This window comes from Neorhizobium phenanthreniclasticum, from assembly GCF_040066075.1.
GTDB lineage: Bacteria > Pseudomonadota > Alphaproteobacteria > Rhizobiales > Rhizobiaceae > Neorhizobium > Neorhizobium petrolearium.
In genome coordinates this window covers 375,379-390,976 of record NZ_JBEAAL010000001.1, presented here as the reverse complement: position 1 = coordinate 390,976, position 15,598 = coordinate 375,379, and the positions used below count along the sequence as shown (strand labels likewise).

The following is a 15,598-nucleotide window of genomic DNA, read 5'->3' as shown; positions in this document are numbered from 1 at the left end:
GTCCTCACACGTTGAGAAGCAGGAATTCCCGCTCCCACGGGCTGATCACCTGCATGAAGGTCTCGAATTCGCCGCGTTTGACGCCGGCATAGATGCCGATGAACTCGGGACTGAAGACTTCCGCCAGCGCCGGCTCGGATTCGAGCAGGGAGACGGCTTCGAGCAAGCCGCGGGGCAGGTCTATCGATCCTTCATTCGCGGTGTCTTCCGTCGGCGGCTCCGGTTCCACTTCGTTGAGGATGCCGAGCAGTCCGCAGCCGAGCGAGGCGGCAAGCGCGAGATAGGGATTGGCGTCCGAGCTCGGCAGCCGGTTCTCGACCCGGCGGGCCGCTGCGTCGGAGACCGGCACGCGGAAGGCCGTTGTTCGGTTGTCGTATCCCCAGGCATTATTGACAGGAGCGGACATGTCCGGCGTCAGGCGGCGGTAGGAATTCACGTAAGGCGCCATCATCGCCAGTGTTTTGGGCACATAGGTCTGCATGCCGCCGATGAAGTGGAAGAAGGCCTTCGAGGCCGAGCCATCCGGATTGGAGAAGATGTTCTTCCTGGTCTCGATGTTGACGACGGACTGGTGGATATGCATGGCCGAACCCGGCTGGCCCTGCATCGGCTTCGCCATGAAGGTGGCATAGATGCCGTGCTTCATCGCCGCTTCGCGGATGGTGCGCTTGAACAGGAAGACCTGGTCCGCAAGCTCGACCGGATCGCCATGCCGCAGGTTTATCTCGAGCTGCGCCGGGCCTTCCTCATGAATGAGAGTGTCGATCTCCAGCCCCTGCTTTTCGGAGAAATGATAGATGTCGTCGATCAGTTCGTCGAATTCGTTGATGCCGGCGATCGAATAGCCCTGGCCGCCGAGGATGGAGCGCCCGGACCTGCCCTTCGGCGGATGCAGCGGATAGTCAGGGTCGTCGTTCTTGGCGACGAGGTAGAATTCGATTTCCGGCGCCACGACGGGTTTCCAGCCGCGCTCGTTGTAGAGCCTGACGACGTTCTTCAAAACGTTGCGCGGCGTGTAGGAGACGGCCTTGCCATTCGTATCAATGATATCGCAGATCACCTGCGCCGTCGGGTCGGTTTCCCAGGGTACAACCGAGAGGGTGGAAAGATCCGGCATCAGTTTGAGATCGCTATCGCGAGGCTCGTAGCGGAAAGTGTCGGTTTCCTCCGGATATTCACCTGAGATCGTATGCCGGTAGAGGGCGGACGGCAGTGCCAGCGACGTGTTGGAGGTGAACTTGGAGGACGGCATCATCTTGCCGCGCGGAACGCCCGCAAGATCGGGCGTGATGCATTCCACGTCCTCGATCCCGCGCGCCCGCAGCCACGCAGTAGCCTCCCGCCAGCCCGACACGCCTCGAAGCGAAGTGAGTGTCGGTTGGGACGTGGCTGCTTTCAGCACCTTGCCTGTTTCGGGAGCGGGATTGGATTTCTTGCGCGGCATGAGACACCGGTAGGGTTGATCGGAGTTCCCATCATAACCACGGATTGGCGATTGGCGAGGGGGCGGCATTGACTTTGAATAAAGGATCGCAAAGAGCGGAGCGGAAGAAGTCAAGGAGCGGCGGGTGGTGCGGAAATTCGATGTGGTGATCCTGGGCGCAGGCGCGGCGGGAATGATGTGCGCGATCCGTGCAGGCAGACGAAGCCGTTCCGTACTTCTGCTCGATCATGCCAGGGCACCGGGCGAGAAGATTCGTATTTCCGGCGGCGGCCGCTGCAACTTCACCAATATCCACGCGAGCGCGCGGAACTTTCTCTCCGCCAATCCACACTTCGCCAAGTCTGCCCTTGCGCGTTTTACACCGCGCGATTTTCTCGACATGATGGAAGCGCACAGGATCGCCTGGCACGAGAAGACGCTCGGTCAGCTTTTCTGCGACGAGAGCGCCAAAGATATCATCCGCATGCTGCTTTCCGAGATGAAGGCGGCAAACGTCGTTCTCGAACTGCAGAAGCAGATTACGGCGGTGGAGAAGACGCCGGACGGCTTTCGCATCGTGACATCGGATGGTCCCGTTGAGGCCGGTGCGCTGGTGGTCGCGACCGGTGGGAAGTCCATCCCGAAAATGGGCGCCACCGGTTTTGCCTATGAGATCGCCAGGCAATTCGGCTTCAAGATCGTGGAGCCGCGTCCGGCGCTGGTACCGCTGACGCTCGACCCGAACCTTCTGGAAAAGCTCGCGCCGCTTTCCGGCATCGCCGCGCCGGCCGAGGTCCGTCACGGCAAGACGACTTTCCGCGAAGCGTTGCTCTTTACCCACCGGGGGCTGAGCGGTCCCTCGATCCTGCAGATTTCTTCCTACTGGCGCGAGGGGGACGATATTACGCTCGTTATCGAACCGGATCTCGACATCGCGGCGATCCTCAGGGCGGCCCGCAAGACAAATGGACGGCAAGCGGCGCAGACTGTGCTTGCCGAGACGCTGCCGAAGCGCCTGGCGCAGTTTTTCGCTGAAAGTCGCGGTCTGCAGAATACCCATCTCGCAGATCTTTCCGACAAGGCGATCGATGGGCTTGCCACCTCTATCCAGAGCTGGACGATCCGGCCTGCCGGCTCGGAGGGTTACCGCACGGCAGAGGTCACACTGGGCGGCATAGATACGTTCGAACTGGATTCAAAGACCATGCAGGCGAAGGCGGTGCCGGGGCTTTATTTCATCGGCGAGTGCGTCGACGTGACGGGTTGGCTCGGCGGCTACAATTTCCAATGGGCCTGGGCCTCGGGCCATGTTTGTGGGGAGGCTTTGTAGTATCGCGCGATTCAGCACTTCTTAATGTGCCTTCGCCATCCTGCCTTAATGCCAGCTAAATTCTGCGATTTAGTATTGGCATGCGCTGCCTGTCGGCTCGCCGCAGGACGCCAAGAGCAACAGTGTTTTGGGGTTCAAGACCTATGCAGAAAACCCGCCGTGCCCGCGCAATTGCCATCGCTCTGGTCCAGGACGACGCAAGGATGAAGTGGTTCAGGCTTTTGGCAATCGCGATCGGCGCCACCGCAGCGCTTCTGTCGGTTGCGGCGCTTTTCCATTAAGGCGCCTTCTGCTTCGATCCGATCGAATGCAGCCCTGCAAGGCAAATATCATATCTCCGCCTGATACAGGTCTGCTTGAGGCAGCACGTAGCAGTTACATTCAAATTCAGTAAATCTTTACGTATATCCTCAATATTAAAACGATTAGCTGGTCATATTGGGGAAGACTAGTCATGCCGAGATTACTGCCGCCGTCCGTCGTGTCGCGGATCGTATTCCTCTGTCTGTTTATGATCTTCATCGCGGTGATGGCAGTGGGCGGACTTGCCTATGCCTATCTGCGCAGTGACATCATGGAGACGGCAAGGGCCGACGCCCGCAACGCCATGCGCACCATGAGCCTGTTCTATGATCTGGAACTGCCGGGTTCGGTGAGTGAAATCAAGAACGGGGCTCTGGTTCGCATCACCCAAGGTGAGGGTACTCTGAACGATCATGGGATGGTCGACCGTACCGCGAGCGCAATCGGAGGTGTTGCGACCGTTTTCGAAAAGCGCGGTAGCGACTATGTCCGCGTCTCCACCAATGTGAAGACCGAGAAGGGCGAACGTGCGGTCGGCACGAAGCTCGCCGCCGATCACCCGGCGCAGCCCATCCTGGCGCGCGGCGAGGCCTATTTCGGGCCTGCAGTCCTGTTCGGCAGGGATTTCATGACCGGCTATTTCCCGATCACCGATGCCTCCAACGCGGTGACCGGGCTCCTCTTCATCGGCATCCCGATGGAAGTCTATTTCGAACATATTGCTGCTTCGGGCTACGTCGTAGTCGGCACGTCGCTCGCCGCTCTGATTCTGGTCGGTCTGGTGAGCTTCTTTACCCTCAGGGTGCTGCTCCGTCCGCTCGCCGTGCTGACGGGTACGGTTCATACGCTCTCCGGCGGAAACGATGCCGTCGAAATCCCGTATATCGAGCGACACAATGAATTCGGCAATATTGCTCGCGCGCTGGAGATATTCCGGGACAACGCGCGGGAAAAGCTGCAGATCGAAAGCCGTAGTGCGCAGGAGCGCGCTGAGGCGGAGGCCGAACGCAATCGCAACGACATGGAAAAGCAGCGTGTCGACCGGCAGATCGACGTCGCCGTGAATGAGTTGGGTGCCGCGCTCGCGCGGTTGTCGCAGGGCGACCTTTCCAGCACCATCGAGACGGAATTCTCCGGTCGGCTGGAACAACTGCGGACCGATTTCAACGGCTCCATCGTCCGGCTGCGCGATACTCTTTCCCATATTCGGGAAAGCACGCTCGCCATACAGAAGAGTAGCGCCGATCTCAGCCATTCGTCGTCGGAACTGGCCCGCCGCACCGAGACCCAGGCTGCCTCGTTGGAAGAGACGGCTGCCGCTGTGGAGGAGATTACGGCAACGGTCCGGTCCTCCGCCGAGCGGGCGCACGAAGCCAACAATGCGGTCGTACTGACGAGGAGGAGCGCCGACAGTTCCGGGACGGTCGTCAGCAATGCCATAGACGCAATGGGTCGGATCGAGGAAGCCTCGCAGAAGATCGAGCGCATCATAGAGGTTATCGACGACATCGCCTTCCAGACCAACCTGCTTGCTCTCAATGCCGGTATCGAGGCAGCACGCGCCGGTGAGGCCGGCAAAGGCTTCGCCGTCGTGGCGCAGGAAGTGCGGGAGCTGGCGCAGCGCTCCGCCGGTGCGGCCAAGGAGATCAAGGAACTCATCAGCCAGTCGAGTGCCGAGGTCGGTTCCGGTGCTTCGCTCGTCCAGCAGGCCGGTGAGGTACTCGCGTCGATCAGCCAGCAGATCACCGGTATCAGCCAGCATGTGGAAATGATCGCCACCGCCAGCCAGGACCAGTCGGCGGCACTGCAGGACATCAATAACTCGGTCAACCGCATGGACCAGATGACTCAGCAGAACGGCGCCATGGTCGGCGAAACCAGTGAGGCGAGCCGATGCCTGGCGGATGAGGCGGATGCGCTGCTTCAGCTTGTGCAGCAGTTCCGTATCGACGAAGAAAGGTCGGCGCACCCGCAGGCCTCTCGCGTGGCCTGAGGACCGTCAACAGGATCGGAAGGAGCGGCAGCGATGCCGCTCCTTGCCGTTCTTCGTCCGCCGAGGAGTAGGATTGGACCGGTGAGCCAGCGCGGCAACGGTTCGCTAAACTGCTCATAAAAGCGATCTTCTGCCTGGCGGCAGTAGATCTCGCCCCTTGCACGGAATTGCCTGGCAAGATGGATAGCGACGACATTCTCATACATCGGAAATCTCCGTTCGAAAAAAGCCGTCTCCTTTCCTATAGATAAAAATATGCTTCTTGTACGGAATAAATCCGGCTATGTTTTTCACCCATGAAAAACATCAATTGGGATGCCTACGAGCTCTTCATGCAGGTGGCGCGCCATGGCGGGCTCTCCGGTGGCGCCGTCGCCACGGGATTGAGCCCCGCCACGATCGGCCGCCGCATGCTTGATCTTGAAGAGGCGATCGGTCGCCCGCTCTTCCTTCGCAGCCGCACGGGCTATCGGCTCACCGCCGAGGGTTCGGCCTTGTTTGCCCAGATTCTGGAAATGGAGGGGGCGGCTCGCCGCATTGAAAGCTGGAAGCGCGAAGGCACCGGTTCGCCGCTCGTAAGGGTCGCCTGCGGCACGTGGCTCGCCTGGATGTTCGCCCGGAACTTCTCGGCTGTCCGCACGGAGCAGGATCGTTTCCGCCTGGATTTCAATATCGCCGAGCGGCGTGCGAGCCTCGCGCATCGGGAAAGCGATATCGGTATCAGGGCCTTCGAACCCCAGGAGCCCAACCTGGCGGCAATCAAGCTGGGTGAAGTCGCCTATGCTGCTTATCGCGCCCGCAGCGCCCATCCGTCCATTGCAGACCGATGGCTCGCGGTTTCGGAGGAGGATGCCATTTCCGCCTACCTGCGCTGGCCGCATGAGAACCGGCCGCATCAGGTGGTCGTCACCGTCAACCGGCCTCGTTCGCTACGCGATCTTGCGCTCGCAGGCGCCGGCACGGCAGTATTGCCGTGCTTCGTAGGTGATCAGGACATGCGGCTGGAGCGCGTCGGCGAGGAGATCGCCGGCCTCCGCCATAGTCAGTGGACCGTAATGAACAACGACGATCGCCACCGCCGGGAAATCCGCACGGTGGTCGATCGCATGGTGAAGTTCATCAAGGGCCATGCCGAGCTCTTTGCCGGGCGCAGGCCTTAATTTACGGTGCGGTTGGTAACGATGACGGGGATCATCAGGTCGCCCCAGTGGCCGTCGCCGCCGTGATGCCGGGCGGAGCGGACGAGTTCGACGGAAACACCGGCTTCGACTGCCTTCATGACAGCGTGGTTGAGGCGATGCAGGTCATTGGCGAGCGTTCGGATGGCTGCCTGCTGTTCGGCGGTCATGCTGCTGGCTTGTTCTTCTGCGCGTTCCTTGACGCGGGTCTGGACGTTCATGGCATTTCTCCTCTCTTTTGGTCGGGGTTTTTGAATGGAATTTCCGTCCTCGCCGCCCCCCGCTTCCGGGAGGAAAGCAGGGGGCGAGCGGGAGGGAACGCTATTACTCCGCGGCCGGGCGGAACTGGTCGTGCTCGGTCGATTCCTTCATGGCGGTCGTCGACGACTGGCCGCCGGTAATGGCGAGCGAGACCGCATCGAAGTAACCGGTGCCGACTTCGCGCTGGTGCTTGGTCGCCGTGTAGCCGTTGGCCTCGGCGGCGAATTCCGCTTCCTGCAGTTCCGAATAGGCGGCCATCTGCCGGTCCTTGTAACCGCGGGCCAATTCGAACATGCCGTAGTTCAACTGATGGAAGCCCGCGAGCGTGATGAACTGGAACTTGTAGCCCATCGCGCCGAGTTCCCGCTGGAACTTGGCGATCGTCGCATCGTCCAGGTTCTTCTTCCAGTTGAACGAGGGCGAGCAGTTGTAGGCGAGCTTCTTGCCCGGGTGAGCCTTGTGCACGCCTTCGGCGAATTTCCGCGCCTGCTCGAGGTCCGGCTTCGAGGTTTCGCACCAAATGAGATCGCAATAGGGGGCGTAGGCGACGGCGCGGGCAATGCAGGGTTCGAGCCCGTTCTTGACCTGGTAGAAGCCTTCGACCGTGCGGCCGGCATCGTAGTCGACGAAGGGGCGGTCGCGCTCGTCAATGTCGGAGGTCAGAAGCTTTGCCGCTTCCGCATCCGTACGGGCGATGACCAGCGTCGGAACACCCATGACGTCGGCGGCTAGCCGCGCGGCCGTCAGGTTGCGGATATGCGCAGCGGTGGGGATCAGCACCTTGCCGCCGAGATGGCCGCACTTCTTCTCCGAGGCTAATTGGTCTTCGTAGTGGACGCCTGCGGCGCCCGCTTCGATGAAGGCTTTCATGATCTCGAAGGCGTTGAGCGGCCCGCCGAAGCCTGCTTCCGCATCCGCAACGATCGGTGCGAACCAGGTTTCGACCGACAGGCCCTTGCCTTCCGCTGTCTCGATCTGGTCGGCGCGCTGCAGCGTCCGGTTGATGCGCTTGGCAAGCTCAGGCGCGGCATTGGCCGGATAGAGCGACTGGTCCGGATACATGGCGGAAGCCGTGTTGGCGTCTGCTGCGACCTGCCAGCCCGAGAGGTAGATCGCCTTCAGGCCGGCACGCACCATCTGCATGGCCTGGTTGCCCGAGAGCGCGCCCAGCGCGTTGACGAAGTTTTCCTCGTTGATGAGCTTCCAGAGCCGGTTCGCACCCATTTCAGCCAGCGAATATCGGATATCGACCGATCCGCGCAGTCGCTTGACCTCTTCGGCGCCATAGGGGCGCTCAATACCGTCGAAACGGCCTTTGGATGCCCCTGGAATCAGCGTGTAAAAATCTGTCATTTCTTTCTCCCATGTAAAACCGGTGACGGAGTCAATCTGATTTTGATGTGACTGAATTTACAGAGAAGAATGCTGCACTGCCAGAAAATAAGCGAAATATGGATTGGGAAAGAAGTTAGGATGTCTTGTCTTTCACAAAGACTTCGGTGAAAATGTCAAAATTGTAAAATCGGGTGATGACCCGAATTTGTAAAAATGGTGACAAATGGCCGAGCGGAAGATTTTTGCAGGCCCGCGCGTGCGGCGGGTGCGTCTGGGTCTCGGGCTGACACAGACGGCGATGGCTGAGGCACTCGGCATCTCGCCTTCCTACCTGAACCTGATCGAGCGCAACCAGCGGCCGCTGACGGTCCAGCTCCTCTTGAAGCTCGCCTCCGTCTATAAGGTCGATCTCGATGCGCTGCAGGGCGAGGGCGGCGGCCTGGCGAGCCAGCTTCGCGAAGTGTTCGCCGATCCGCTGCTGGCTGGCGAAATCCCCGGCGATCAGGAAATCATCGAGGTCGCCGAGGCTGCGCCGAATGCGGCGCTTGGCATGATGAAGCTCTACCGCGCCTATCGCGAACAGGCGGCCCGGCTTTCCGACCTTTCCGATCTTCTGGCGCGGGAAGGGCATGAAACCTCGATTGCCGGCACGCGCCTGCCGATCGACGAGGTGCGGGAGACCCTGGAGCGGCGGCCGAATTTCTTCGCGCGCATCGAGGATGCTGCGGAGGCTTTCGCGGCGAGACTTGGAACGGGTGACGAACTGCCCGGCGCCCTGAAGGCCTGGCTGAAGAGCGAGCATGGCATCGTCGTGCGCACGCTTCCCGTCCATGCCATGCCGAATCTGCGCCGCCGCTACGACCGCCATTCGATGCGGCTGTTCCTTTCGGAGCGGCTGTCGCCTTTCGATCGCACCCGGGAACTGGCCATGGAGGCGGCGCTTCTGGCGCTGGGGCAGGAGATCGCGGCGGAGCTCGACGAACTCTCCTTCTCCACCAACGAGGCGCGGCGCATCGGCCGTTTTGAACTTGCCCGCTATGCCGCCCATGCACTGATGATGCCCTATGGCGCGTTTCTCGCGGCAGCCCACCGTGCCCGCTATGACCTTGAGGTGCTGCGTTCGCGCTTCGAGGTTTCCTTTGAGCAGGCCGCCAACCGGTTGACCACGTTGGTCCGCACGGATGCCGGTGGAATACCGTTCTTCCTGCTCGAACTCGATCATGCGGGCAATGTGATCCGGCGGGCCGGCGCGCAAGGATTTCCGCAGGCCCGTTTCGGCGGTCTCTGTCCGAAGCTCGGCATTCATTCCGCTTTTGCTCAGCCGGGCCAGATTCTTGCCGATCGCGTCGAAATGCCCGACGGGAGTGCGTTTCTGACACTCTCGCGCACGCTCGAAGGGCCGCAGGCGGGGTTCGGTGAGCGCATCCGCCGCACCGCGGTCCTGCTCGGTTGTGATCTTTCGAGCGCAGGTGACACCGTTTATGGCGAGGCGCTTTCCGGAGCGACCGGTACTGTACTTGCCGGCACGGCCTGCCGTCTTTGCGAGCGGCAGGGCTGTCTTTCGCGCGCCGAGCCGCCGGTCACTCGACCGCTCGGACTTGACGAAATGGTAACCGGCTTGAGTGCCTTTGATTTCCAGTGACCTTTTCGGCACTGCACATTCCCCCTTGTGGGGAGAAAAATTCCTTTCTACTCTCGCAAAAACGATAAGGGAATTTGCGCACGGCTCCATAACCGCGCGGAAAAACTGGAACTGGAGAGATCATGAAAAACCGTTTGCTCAGCCTCGCCGCAGCCCTGGCCGCGTCGGCATTTTCCGCGAATGCTGTCATGGCGCAGGAGCGGGAAGTCCATGTCTACAACTGGTCCGATTACATCGATGAATCGATCTTGGAGGACTTCACCAAGGAGACGGGCATCAAGGTCGTATATGACGTCTTTGACAGCAACGATCTTGTCGAAACCAAACTGCTGGCCGGCGGTTCGGGTTACGACGTCGTCGTTCCGACAGCTCCCTTCCTCGCACGTCAGATCCAGGCCGGCGTCTTCCAGAAACTTAACAAATCCAAGCTGCCGAACCTTTCGAATATGTGGCCGCAGGTCACGGAACGTCTCGCCAAATACGACCCCGGCAATGAATATGCCGTCAACTACATGTGGGGCACCACTGGCATCGGCTACAATGTAGACAAGGTTAAGGCCGCCCTTGGCGACGTGCCTGTCGATAGCTGGGATGTGCTGTTCAAGCCGGAGAATGCCGAGAAGCTGAAATCCTGCGGTATCAACATCCTCGACGCTTCCGACGAAACCTTTGCGATCGCGCTCAATTATCTCGGCAAGAACCCTGACAGCAAGGAGACGGCCGATCTGGAAGCGGGTGGCGAGGTCTATAAGAAAATTCGGCCCAACGTCAGGTCGTTCAACGCTTCAGCCTATATTGATGAACTCGCCAATGGCGACATTTGCGTCACGATCGGCTGGTCGGGCGATATCCTCCAGGCGAAGAGCCGCGCCGAGGAAGCCAAGAATGGCGTCAATGTCGAATACGTGATTCCGAAGGAAGGCACCTATATGTGGTTCGACAACCTCGCGATCCCCGCGGATGCGAAGAACGTCGAAGAGGCGCATGCCTTCATCAATTATCTGATGAAGCCGGAAATCATCGCCAAGGCCTCGAACTACGTGCAGTATGCCAACGGCAATCTTGCTTCCCAGAAATTTATCGACAAGGAAGTGCTCGAAAACCCGTCCGTCTATCCGCCGGAAGACGTCGTTTCGAAACTTTTCACCATCTCGCCCTACGGGCCTAAAGAGCAGCGCGTGCTGAACCGGGTCTGGACGCAGATCAAGACCGGTAGCTGAACAAAGGCGGGGCAGGCGGAAACGTCTGCCCCGAATGCTTTCAGGCTGTGATGGGGCGAAATGGGGCAAGGCATGGCGAAATCTCTTGGACCGGTAAAGCGCAAATTCTCTCCCTGGACCGATCCCTCGGCCGTTCCTTTCATCCGTTTCGAGAATATCACCAAGCGCTACGGTGATTTCACTGCCGTCGACAATCTGACCCTGGATATCTACGAGCGGGAATTCTTCTCGCTGCTCGGCCCTTCCGGTTGCGGCAAGACGACGCTGATGCGCATGCTGGCCGGCTTCGAGGAACCGACGGAGGGGCGCATTCTGCTGCAAGGCAAGGATATTTCCGGCGTGCCGCCCTATCGCCGGCCCACCAACATGATGTTCCAGAGCTACGCGCTCTTCCCGCACATGACGGTTGAGAAAAACATAGCCTTCGGCCTCGAACAGGATGGTCTCTCGAAAGTGGAGATCGCCACGCGCGTCGAGGAAATGCTGAAGCTCGTCAAGCTCGAACCCTTCGCCAGGCGCAAGCCGGCGCAGCTTTCGGGTGGCCAGCGTCAGCGCGTCGCGCTCGCCCGTTCGCTGGCCAAGCGTCCGAAAGTGCTGCTGCTCGACGAACCGCTCGGCGCGCTCGACAGGAAGCTGCGCGAAGAGACGCAGTTCGAGCTGATGGACATCCAGACGAATCTCGGCCTCACCTTCCTGATCGTCACCCATGACCAGGAGGAGGCGATGACCGTGTCCGACCGCATCGCGGTGATGGACAAGGGCGTCATCATGCAGGTGGCGACGCCGGCGGAAATTTACGAGGCGCCGAACAGCCGTTACGTCGCGGATTTCATCGGCGACATCAACCTTTTCGAAGGCACCGTCTCATCGACCGAAAGCGCGCTTGGCGCGCCGGGGGCCGTGCGGATCGATTGCGATGGCATCACGGTGGCCGTCGAACAGGAATGCCAGGCGGTGAAGGGCGACAGGGTGACCTTCGCGATCCGGCCGGAAAAGGTGCGTATCTCGCCTGACCAGCCGTCCGATACCTCCGTCAACGCCGTCTACGGCGAAGTCTGGGACATCGGCTATCTCGGGGATTTTTCCGTCTTTCTGGTCAAGCTTGCCGACGATCGCATCGTCCGCGCCGCCCAGGCCAACGTCTCGCGCCTTGTCGACCGGCCGATAACCTTCGGCGACATGGTGTGGCTCACCTGGCCGCTCGATGCCGGCCTTGTTCTGACACGCTGAGCGGGAGAGAACGGATATGGCGAGCGTTTCCGAAACCCATGCCGCCAACAAGCCTGGCCCCGCCCGCTGGCTTGTGGTCTTGGTGCCCTATCTCTGGCTGTTGCTCTTCTTCGTGGCGCCCTTTTTGATCATCTTGAAGATCTCGCTGTCGGATACGGCGATCGCCATGCCGCCCTATGTGCCGGTCTTCCAGGGAGCGATCGGGGATTTTATCTCCAGGCTGGATTTCGAGAATTATCTTTTTCTGACGGAGGACCCGCTCTACATCAGGTCCTACCTGTCGTCGCTCAGGATCGCGCTGATCTCCACCCTCCTGCTGCTGCTGATCGGTTATCCCATGGCGCTTGCCATGGCCCGCGCGCCTTCGATGCTCAGGCCGACCCTGGTGATGCTCGTCATCCTGCCCTTCTGGACCTCGTTCCTGATCCGGGTCTATGCCTGGATCGGCATCCTGAAGCCGGACGGCCTTCTGACGTTGCTCTTTCAGACGATCGGCCTCATGGGACCGAACGAGCAGGTGCAGATATTCCGCACCGATATCGCCGTCTTCATCGGTATCGTCTATTCCTATCTGCCCTTCATGGTCCTGCCGCTCTATTCGGCGCTGGAGAAAATGGACAATACGCTGCTGGAAGCCGCGAGCGATCTCGGCTGCACGCCGCTGAAGGCATTCTGGAAGATCACGTTCCCGCTGTCGCTGCCGGGTGTCGTCGCCGGCTCGCTGATCTGCTTCATTCCGATTACCGGCGAATTCGTCATTCCGGATCTTTTGGGCGGCGCCGATACGCTGATGATCGGCAAGACGCTCTGGACGGAGTTTTTCGGCAACCGCGACTGGCCGCTCGCATCGGCCGTGGCGGTAATCCTCCTGATCCTGCTGGTCGTGCCGATCGCGATCTTCCAGAACCAGCAGAAGAAGGTGGCCTGAAATGAAATCGTCTCGTTTCGACGCCACGGTCCTGACGCTGGGTTTCGCTTTCCTCTATATCCCGATCATCATCCTGGTAATCTATTCCTTCAATGCTTCCCGTCTGGTGACGGTCTGGGGCGGCTTTTCGTTTCAATGGTACCGCACGATGTGGTCGAACCAGGGCCTGATGGACGCCGCCTGGATTACGGCACGGGTCGGTGTCCTTAGCGCCACGATCGGTACCGTTCTCGGCACGCTTGCTGCTCTTTCGCTCGTGCGTTTTTCCCGCTTTCCGGGCCGGATGCTGTTTTCGGGCATGATCTATGCGCCGCTCGTCATGCCGGAGGTCATCACCGGCCTGTCGTTGCTGTTGTTGTTCGTAGCGGTTGGGGTCGACCGCGGCTTCTGGACGGTCGTCATCGCGCACACGACGTTCACCATGTGTTATGTGGCGATCGTCGTGCAGTCACGCCTCATGACCTTCGACCGCAGCCTGGAGGAGGCGGCGCTCGATCTCGGCTGCCCGCCGGTCAAGACCTTCTTCAGGATCACTCTGCCGTTGATCATGCCGGCGGTGATCGCCGGCTGGATGCTCGCTTTCACGCTGTCGCTTGATGATCTGGTGATCGCGAGTTTCACGACCGGCCCCGGCGCGACGACCCTGCCGATCAAGATCTATTCCCAGGTGAGGTTGGGCGTGACGCCGGAAATCAACGCCATCTGTACCATTCTCATCGGCTTGGTCACGCTGGGTGTCATCGCCGCGTCGATCAGCACAAAACGGGCCGAGCTTCGCCGTATCCGTGACGAGCATGTCGCGCTGCGCGGGGCGACCTGATGGGGCAAGTGCAGCAGGACCGTTTATTGAGCGGGCTTGGCTGGAGTTTGCGAAATCGCCCAGATGACCGGGTTCGGCCAGGACCCGCCGATGAAGACGATGAACGGCGTGACGTTCGGGGTCGAGGTCGTTGGCTCAATGCTGGCGGAGAGCGCCAGACTGTTGCTGGCATAGGGAATAACGCCGGAAAGTGAGAGTGTTTCTCCGCCGCTAATGACTTTGCCGTCCAGAATATCGGCCGAACCGCCTTCAAGATTGGCCGATATGTCGATGCTGTCGAACTCGAAGTTGCCGCTGCCGGCCTCGCTGAGAGGGAAGTAAGTTTTCTGCGTCGCAAGCTGCCGGACGCCCGCGAGGTTCACGCCTGGCAGGAAACCACGTTCCGTGCGCAAGCGGATGCTTCCCTTTCCGTCCCGCCACGCCGTGGCAGTCAGCGGCTGGTCGGTATCAAGCGACAGGTCCAGCGATCCGCGCGCGATGGGGAGTGGCCCGGCCAATCCGAGTTCGCGGACGATGTTGCCGAAGTCGGCACTCTGAACGGAAAGCCGCAAGGCGATCCCGCCGGCCCCTTCGTTCTTGATCGTGGCGATCCGGCCGGTGAGGCGCCCGGTTTCGAAATCGCTGTCGGCAATGTCGATACGAGACTGGTCTGCGGTCTTCATCACGCTGATGGCAGCCTCGGAGATCTGGAAGGGACCGAGCCTTGCCTGCTGTGCGGAAAGTCTGAGGTCGAGTTCAAGGCCATTGTGCAGATCAACATTGCCATTGGCATCTTTCATGCCCGAGGGGGCGATCGCATCAAGAATCCCGGAAAGATCCATCCGGTCGAATGCGAGTGTGCCGGTCAGTCTCGGCAATCGGTTCGGCGGAAGCAGAAGATCGAGGATGCCCGTCGCCTTCGCGTCATTGAGGCCGAGGGACAGGTTCTCGAAGCGCAGGAAATCGTCATTGGTCACCAACCGGGCGTTGAACGAAAGGCTTTTTAACCGTTCAGCACCGGCGAGTCTTACGCTGGCCCAGTCCATGAGCGCGGGAAGATCGGGAACCGTAAAATCGGCCTCGCCGGAAAGGAAACCGTGAATCGCAAGGTTGGCAACGCCATCGAAGCGACCGTGGAATAGATCGGACCGGATTGTGCCGGATGCATTGCCGCTTTTGCCGGAGAGCAGCAGCAGAGGTTGCGTTGAACTCATGTCCAGGCTCAGCCTGCGACCGTTGAATTCCGCATCGGCTATTATCTCAAGGCGACGGGAAAGCCAGGGCCATTGCAGCGTACCATTGATGGCCGAGAAATGCGTGACGTGGCTGCTCGAAACATCGGAAATTTCCAGAATCCCGTTGGTGATGCGGACCTCGCCCATTTGGGCGTCGTCATCGGAAGCGAGTGCCTGACCATTGCCGTCCGCCTTGGCGTCCCGAACAGCACGACTGAGCAGTCCGTCATTTGCCCAATCAAGTCGCCCGCTCGCATCCCGTAAAACGTAGATCTCCGGACGGGTGAGGCGAAAATCCTGGAACTCTGGCTTGCCAATCACGGCTTCGAAAAGATCGAATGAAGCGGAAAGCCGCGACACCCGCCCGAGTACCCGCTCGCCGCTCTCTGTCGGCTTGCGGATTGTGATGTCTCGCAGCGTGATGCGCGGCTCGGGCCAGAACCGGATGTCCGGTTGCCCTTCGATCGTTACATTGTGGCCTGTCCATTGGGCAACCGCCCGCTCCATGCCCTCCCGCACGGCGGTCGAGGAGATGAGGAATGGCGCGACGATCTGAAAAAGCGCAAAAAGGCTCAATACGGAGAGGGCGGTCATCAGCAAGCGTCGCCACCGCCGGCCAAGCGGGCGGCGCAAGTTTTTCAAGAGATTTCCAAACCCGTTGGTGTGCATGTTCCAGGCGAATATAGGAAATGACGACCCTGCGCAAATCCGCGCCACGTCC

The 15,598-nt window shown here is 60.3% G+C and carries 13 protein-coding genes; 9 read left to right on the top strand and 4 right to left on the bottom strand.

Annotation, left to right across the window (positions count from 1 at the left end; genetic code table 11):
* Positions 1-4 precede the first annotated feature (4 nt).
* On the bottom strand, positions 5-1,444 hold the full coding sequence (locus ABK249_RS01865; RefSeq protein ID WP_227701945.1) for a glutamine synthetase family protein: 1,440 nt from the start codon (positions 1,442-1,444) through the stop codon (positions 5-7).
* Between the two features lie 124 nt (positions 1,445-1,568).
* Between ABK249_RS01865 and ABK249_RS01860 the strand changes: the two genes are divergently transcribed.
* The 4 genes from ABK249_RS01860 to ABK249_RS01845 all read left to right on the top strand — a co-directional run bounded on the left by ABK249_RS01860 (position 1,569) and on the right by ABK249_RS01845 (position 6,209).
* Positions 1,569-2,753: a BaiN/RdsA family NAD(P)/FAD-dependent oxidoreductase gene (locus ABK249_RS01860; RefSeq protein ID WP_348862045.1), complete on the top strand. Its 1,185-nt coding sequence runs from the start codon at positions 1,569-1,571 to the stop codon at positions 2,751-2,753.
* Positions 2,754-2,896: 143 nt separating this feature from the next.
* Positions 2,897-3,034 (top strand): hypothetical protein, encoded by a 138-nt coding sequence (locus ABK249_RS01855; RefSeq protein WP_348862044.1) that lies wholly within the window; start codon positions 2,897-2,899, stop codon positions 3,032-3,034.
* A gap of 173 nt (positions 3,035-3,207) precedes the next feature.
* Positions 3,208-5,049: a methyl-accepting chemotaxis protein gene (locus tag ABK249_RS01850; protein WP_348862043.1), complete on the top strand. Its 1,842-nt coding sequence runs from the start codon at positions 3,208-3,210 to the stop codon at positions 5,047-5,049.
* A gap of 296 nt (positions 5,050-5,345) precedes the next feature.
* Entirely contained in the window at positions 5,346-6,209 is an 864-nt protein-coding gene (locus ABK249_RS01845; RefSeq protein ID WP_348862042.1) for a LysR family transcriptional regulator, read from the top strand.
* On the opposite strand, the gene ABK249_RS01840 is transcribed toward ABK249_RS01845, so the two are convergent.
* Together ABK249_RS01840 and aceA are read right to left on the bottom strand one after the other, a co-directional pair.
* A complete protein-coding gene (locus tag ABK249_RS01840) occupies positions 6,206-6,448 on the bottom strand; it encodes an SMc00767 family acetate metabolism repressor (RefSeq protein ID WP_037158634.1) in 243 nt (80 codons plus the stop codon). The genes ABK249_RS01845 and ABK249_RS01840 overlap by 4 nt on opposite strands.
* A 103-nt stretch (positions 6,449-6,551) precedes the next feature.
* A complete protein-coding gene (gene aceA / locus ABK249_RS01835; protein WP_348862041.1) occupies positions 6,552-7,841 on the bottom strand; it encodes an isocitrate lyase in 1,290 nt (429 codons plus the stop codon).
* Between the two features lie 205 nt (positions 7,842-8,046).
* Here aceA and ABK249_RS01830 point away from each other — a divergent pair, with 205 nt between their 5' ends.
* The 5 genes from ABK249_RS01830 (at position 8,047) to ABK249_RS01810 (ending at position 13,663) form a co-directional block, all read left to right on the top strand.
* The gene (locus ABK249_RS01830; protein ID WP_348862040.1) at positions 8,047-9,465 is read left to right on the top strand and encodes a helix-turn-helix domain-containing protein; all 1,419 of its coding nucleotides are present in this window, start codon (positions 8,047-8,049) and stop codon (positions 9,463-9,465) included.
* A 122-nt stretch (positions 9,466-9,587) separates the two neighbouring features.
* A complete protein-coding gene (locus tag ABK249_RS01825; protein WP_348862039.1) occupies positions 9,588-10,685 on the top strand; it encodes a polyamine ABC transporter substrate-binding protein in 1,098 nt (365 codons plus the stop codon).
* A gap of 72 nt (positions 10,686-10,757) precedes the next feature.
* A complete protein-coding gene (locus tag ABK249_RS01820; protein ID WP_037158622.1) occupies positions 10,758-11,915 on the top strand; it encodes an ABC transporter ATP-binding protein in 1,158 nt (385 codons plus the stop codon).
* A 16-nt stretch (positions 11,916-11,931) separates the two neighbouring features.
* Positions 11,932-12,843: an ABC transporter permease subunit gene (locus ABK249_RS01815; RefSeq protein WP_037158619.1), complete on the top strand. Its 912-nt coding sequence runs from the start codon at positions 11,932-11,934 to the stop codon at positions 12,841-12,843.
* Position 12,844: 1 nt separating this feature from the next.
* Positions 12,845-13,663: an ABC transporter permease gene (locus tag ABK249_RS01810; RefSeq protein ID WP_037158616.1), complete on the top strand. Its 819-nt coding sequence runs from the start codon at positions 12,845-12,847 to the stop codon at positions 13,661-13,663.
* Positions 13,664-13,686: 23 nt separating this feature from the next.
* Here the strand turns inward: ABK249_RS01810 and ABK249_RS01805 are convergent, their stop codons facing one another.
* Positions 13,687-15,471 carry an AsmA family protein gene (locus tag ABK249_RS01805; RefSeq protein WP_348862038.1) on the bottom strand — a complete coding sequence of 595 codons (1,785 nt, stop codon included), beginning with the start codon at positions 15,469-15,471 and terminating at the stop codon, positions 13,687-13,689.
* Positions 15,472-15,598: the final 127 nt, after the last annotated feature.

Coding starts and splice junctions, on each gene's coding strand:
- ABK249_RS01865 (WP_227701945.1), bottom strand. CDS start 1,444: ATGCCGCGCAAGAAATCCAATCCCGCTCCCGAAACAGGCAAGGTGCTG.
- ABK249_RS01855 (WP_348862044.1), top strand. CDS start 2,897: ATGCAGAAAACCCGCCGTGCCCGCGCAATTGCCATCGCTCTGGTCCAG.
- ABK249_RS01850 (WP_348862043.1), top strand. CDS start 3,208: ATGCCGAGATTACTGCCGCCGTCCGTCGTGTCGCGGATCGTATTCCTC.
- ABK249_RS01845 (WP_348862042.1), top strand. CDS start 5,346: ATGAAAAACATCAATTGGGATGCCTACGAGCTCTTCATGCAGGTGGCG.
- ABK249_RS01840 (WP_037158634.1), bottom strand. CDS start 6,448: ATGAACGTCCAGACCCGCGTCAAGGAACGCGCAGAAGAACAAGCCAGC.
- aceA (WP_348862041.1), bottom strand. CDS start 7,841: ATGACAGATTTTTACACGCTGATTCCAGGGGCATCCAAAGGCCGTTTC.
- ABK249_RS01830 (WP_348862040.1), top strand. CDS start 8,047: ATGGCCGAGCGGAAGATTTTTGCAGGCCCGCGCGTGCGGCGGGTGCGT.
- ABK249_RS01825 (WP_348862039.1), top strand. CDS start 9,588: ATGAAAAACCGTTTGCTCAGCCTCGCCGCAGCCCTGGCCGCGTCGGCA.
- ABK249_RS01820 (WP_037158622.1), top strand. CDS start 10,758: ATGGCGAAATCTCTTGGACCGGTAAAGCGCAAATTCTCTCCCTGGACC.
- ABK249_RS01815 (WP_037158619.1), top strand. CDS start 11,932: ATGGCGAGCGTTTCCGAAACCCATGCCGCCAACAAGCCTGGCCCCGCC.
- ABK249_RS01810 (WP_037158616.1), top strand. CDS start 12,845: ATGAAATCGTCTCGTTTCGACGCCACGGTCCTGACGCTGGGTTTCGCT.
- ABK249_RS01805 (WP_348862038.1), bottom strand. CDS start 15,471: ATGACCGCCCTCTCCGTATTGAGCCTTTTTGCGCTTTTTCAGATCGTC.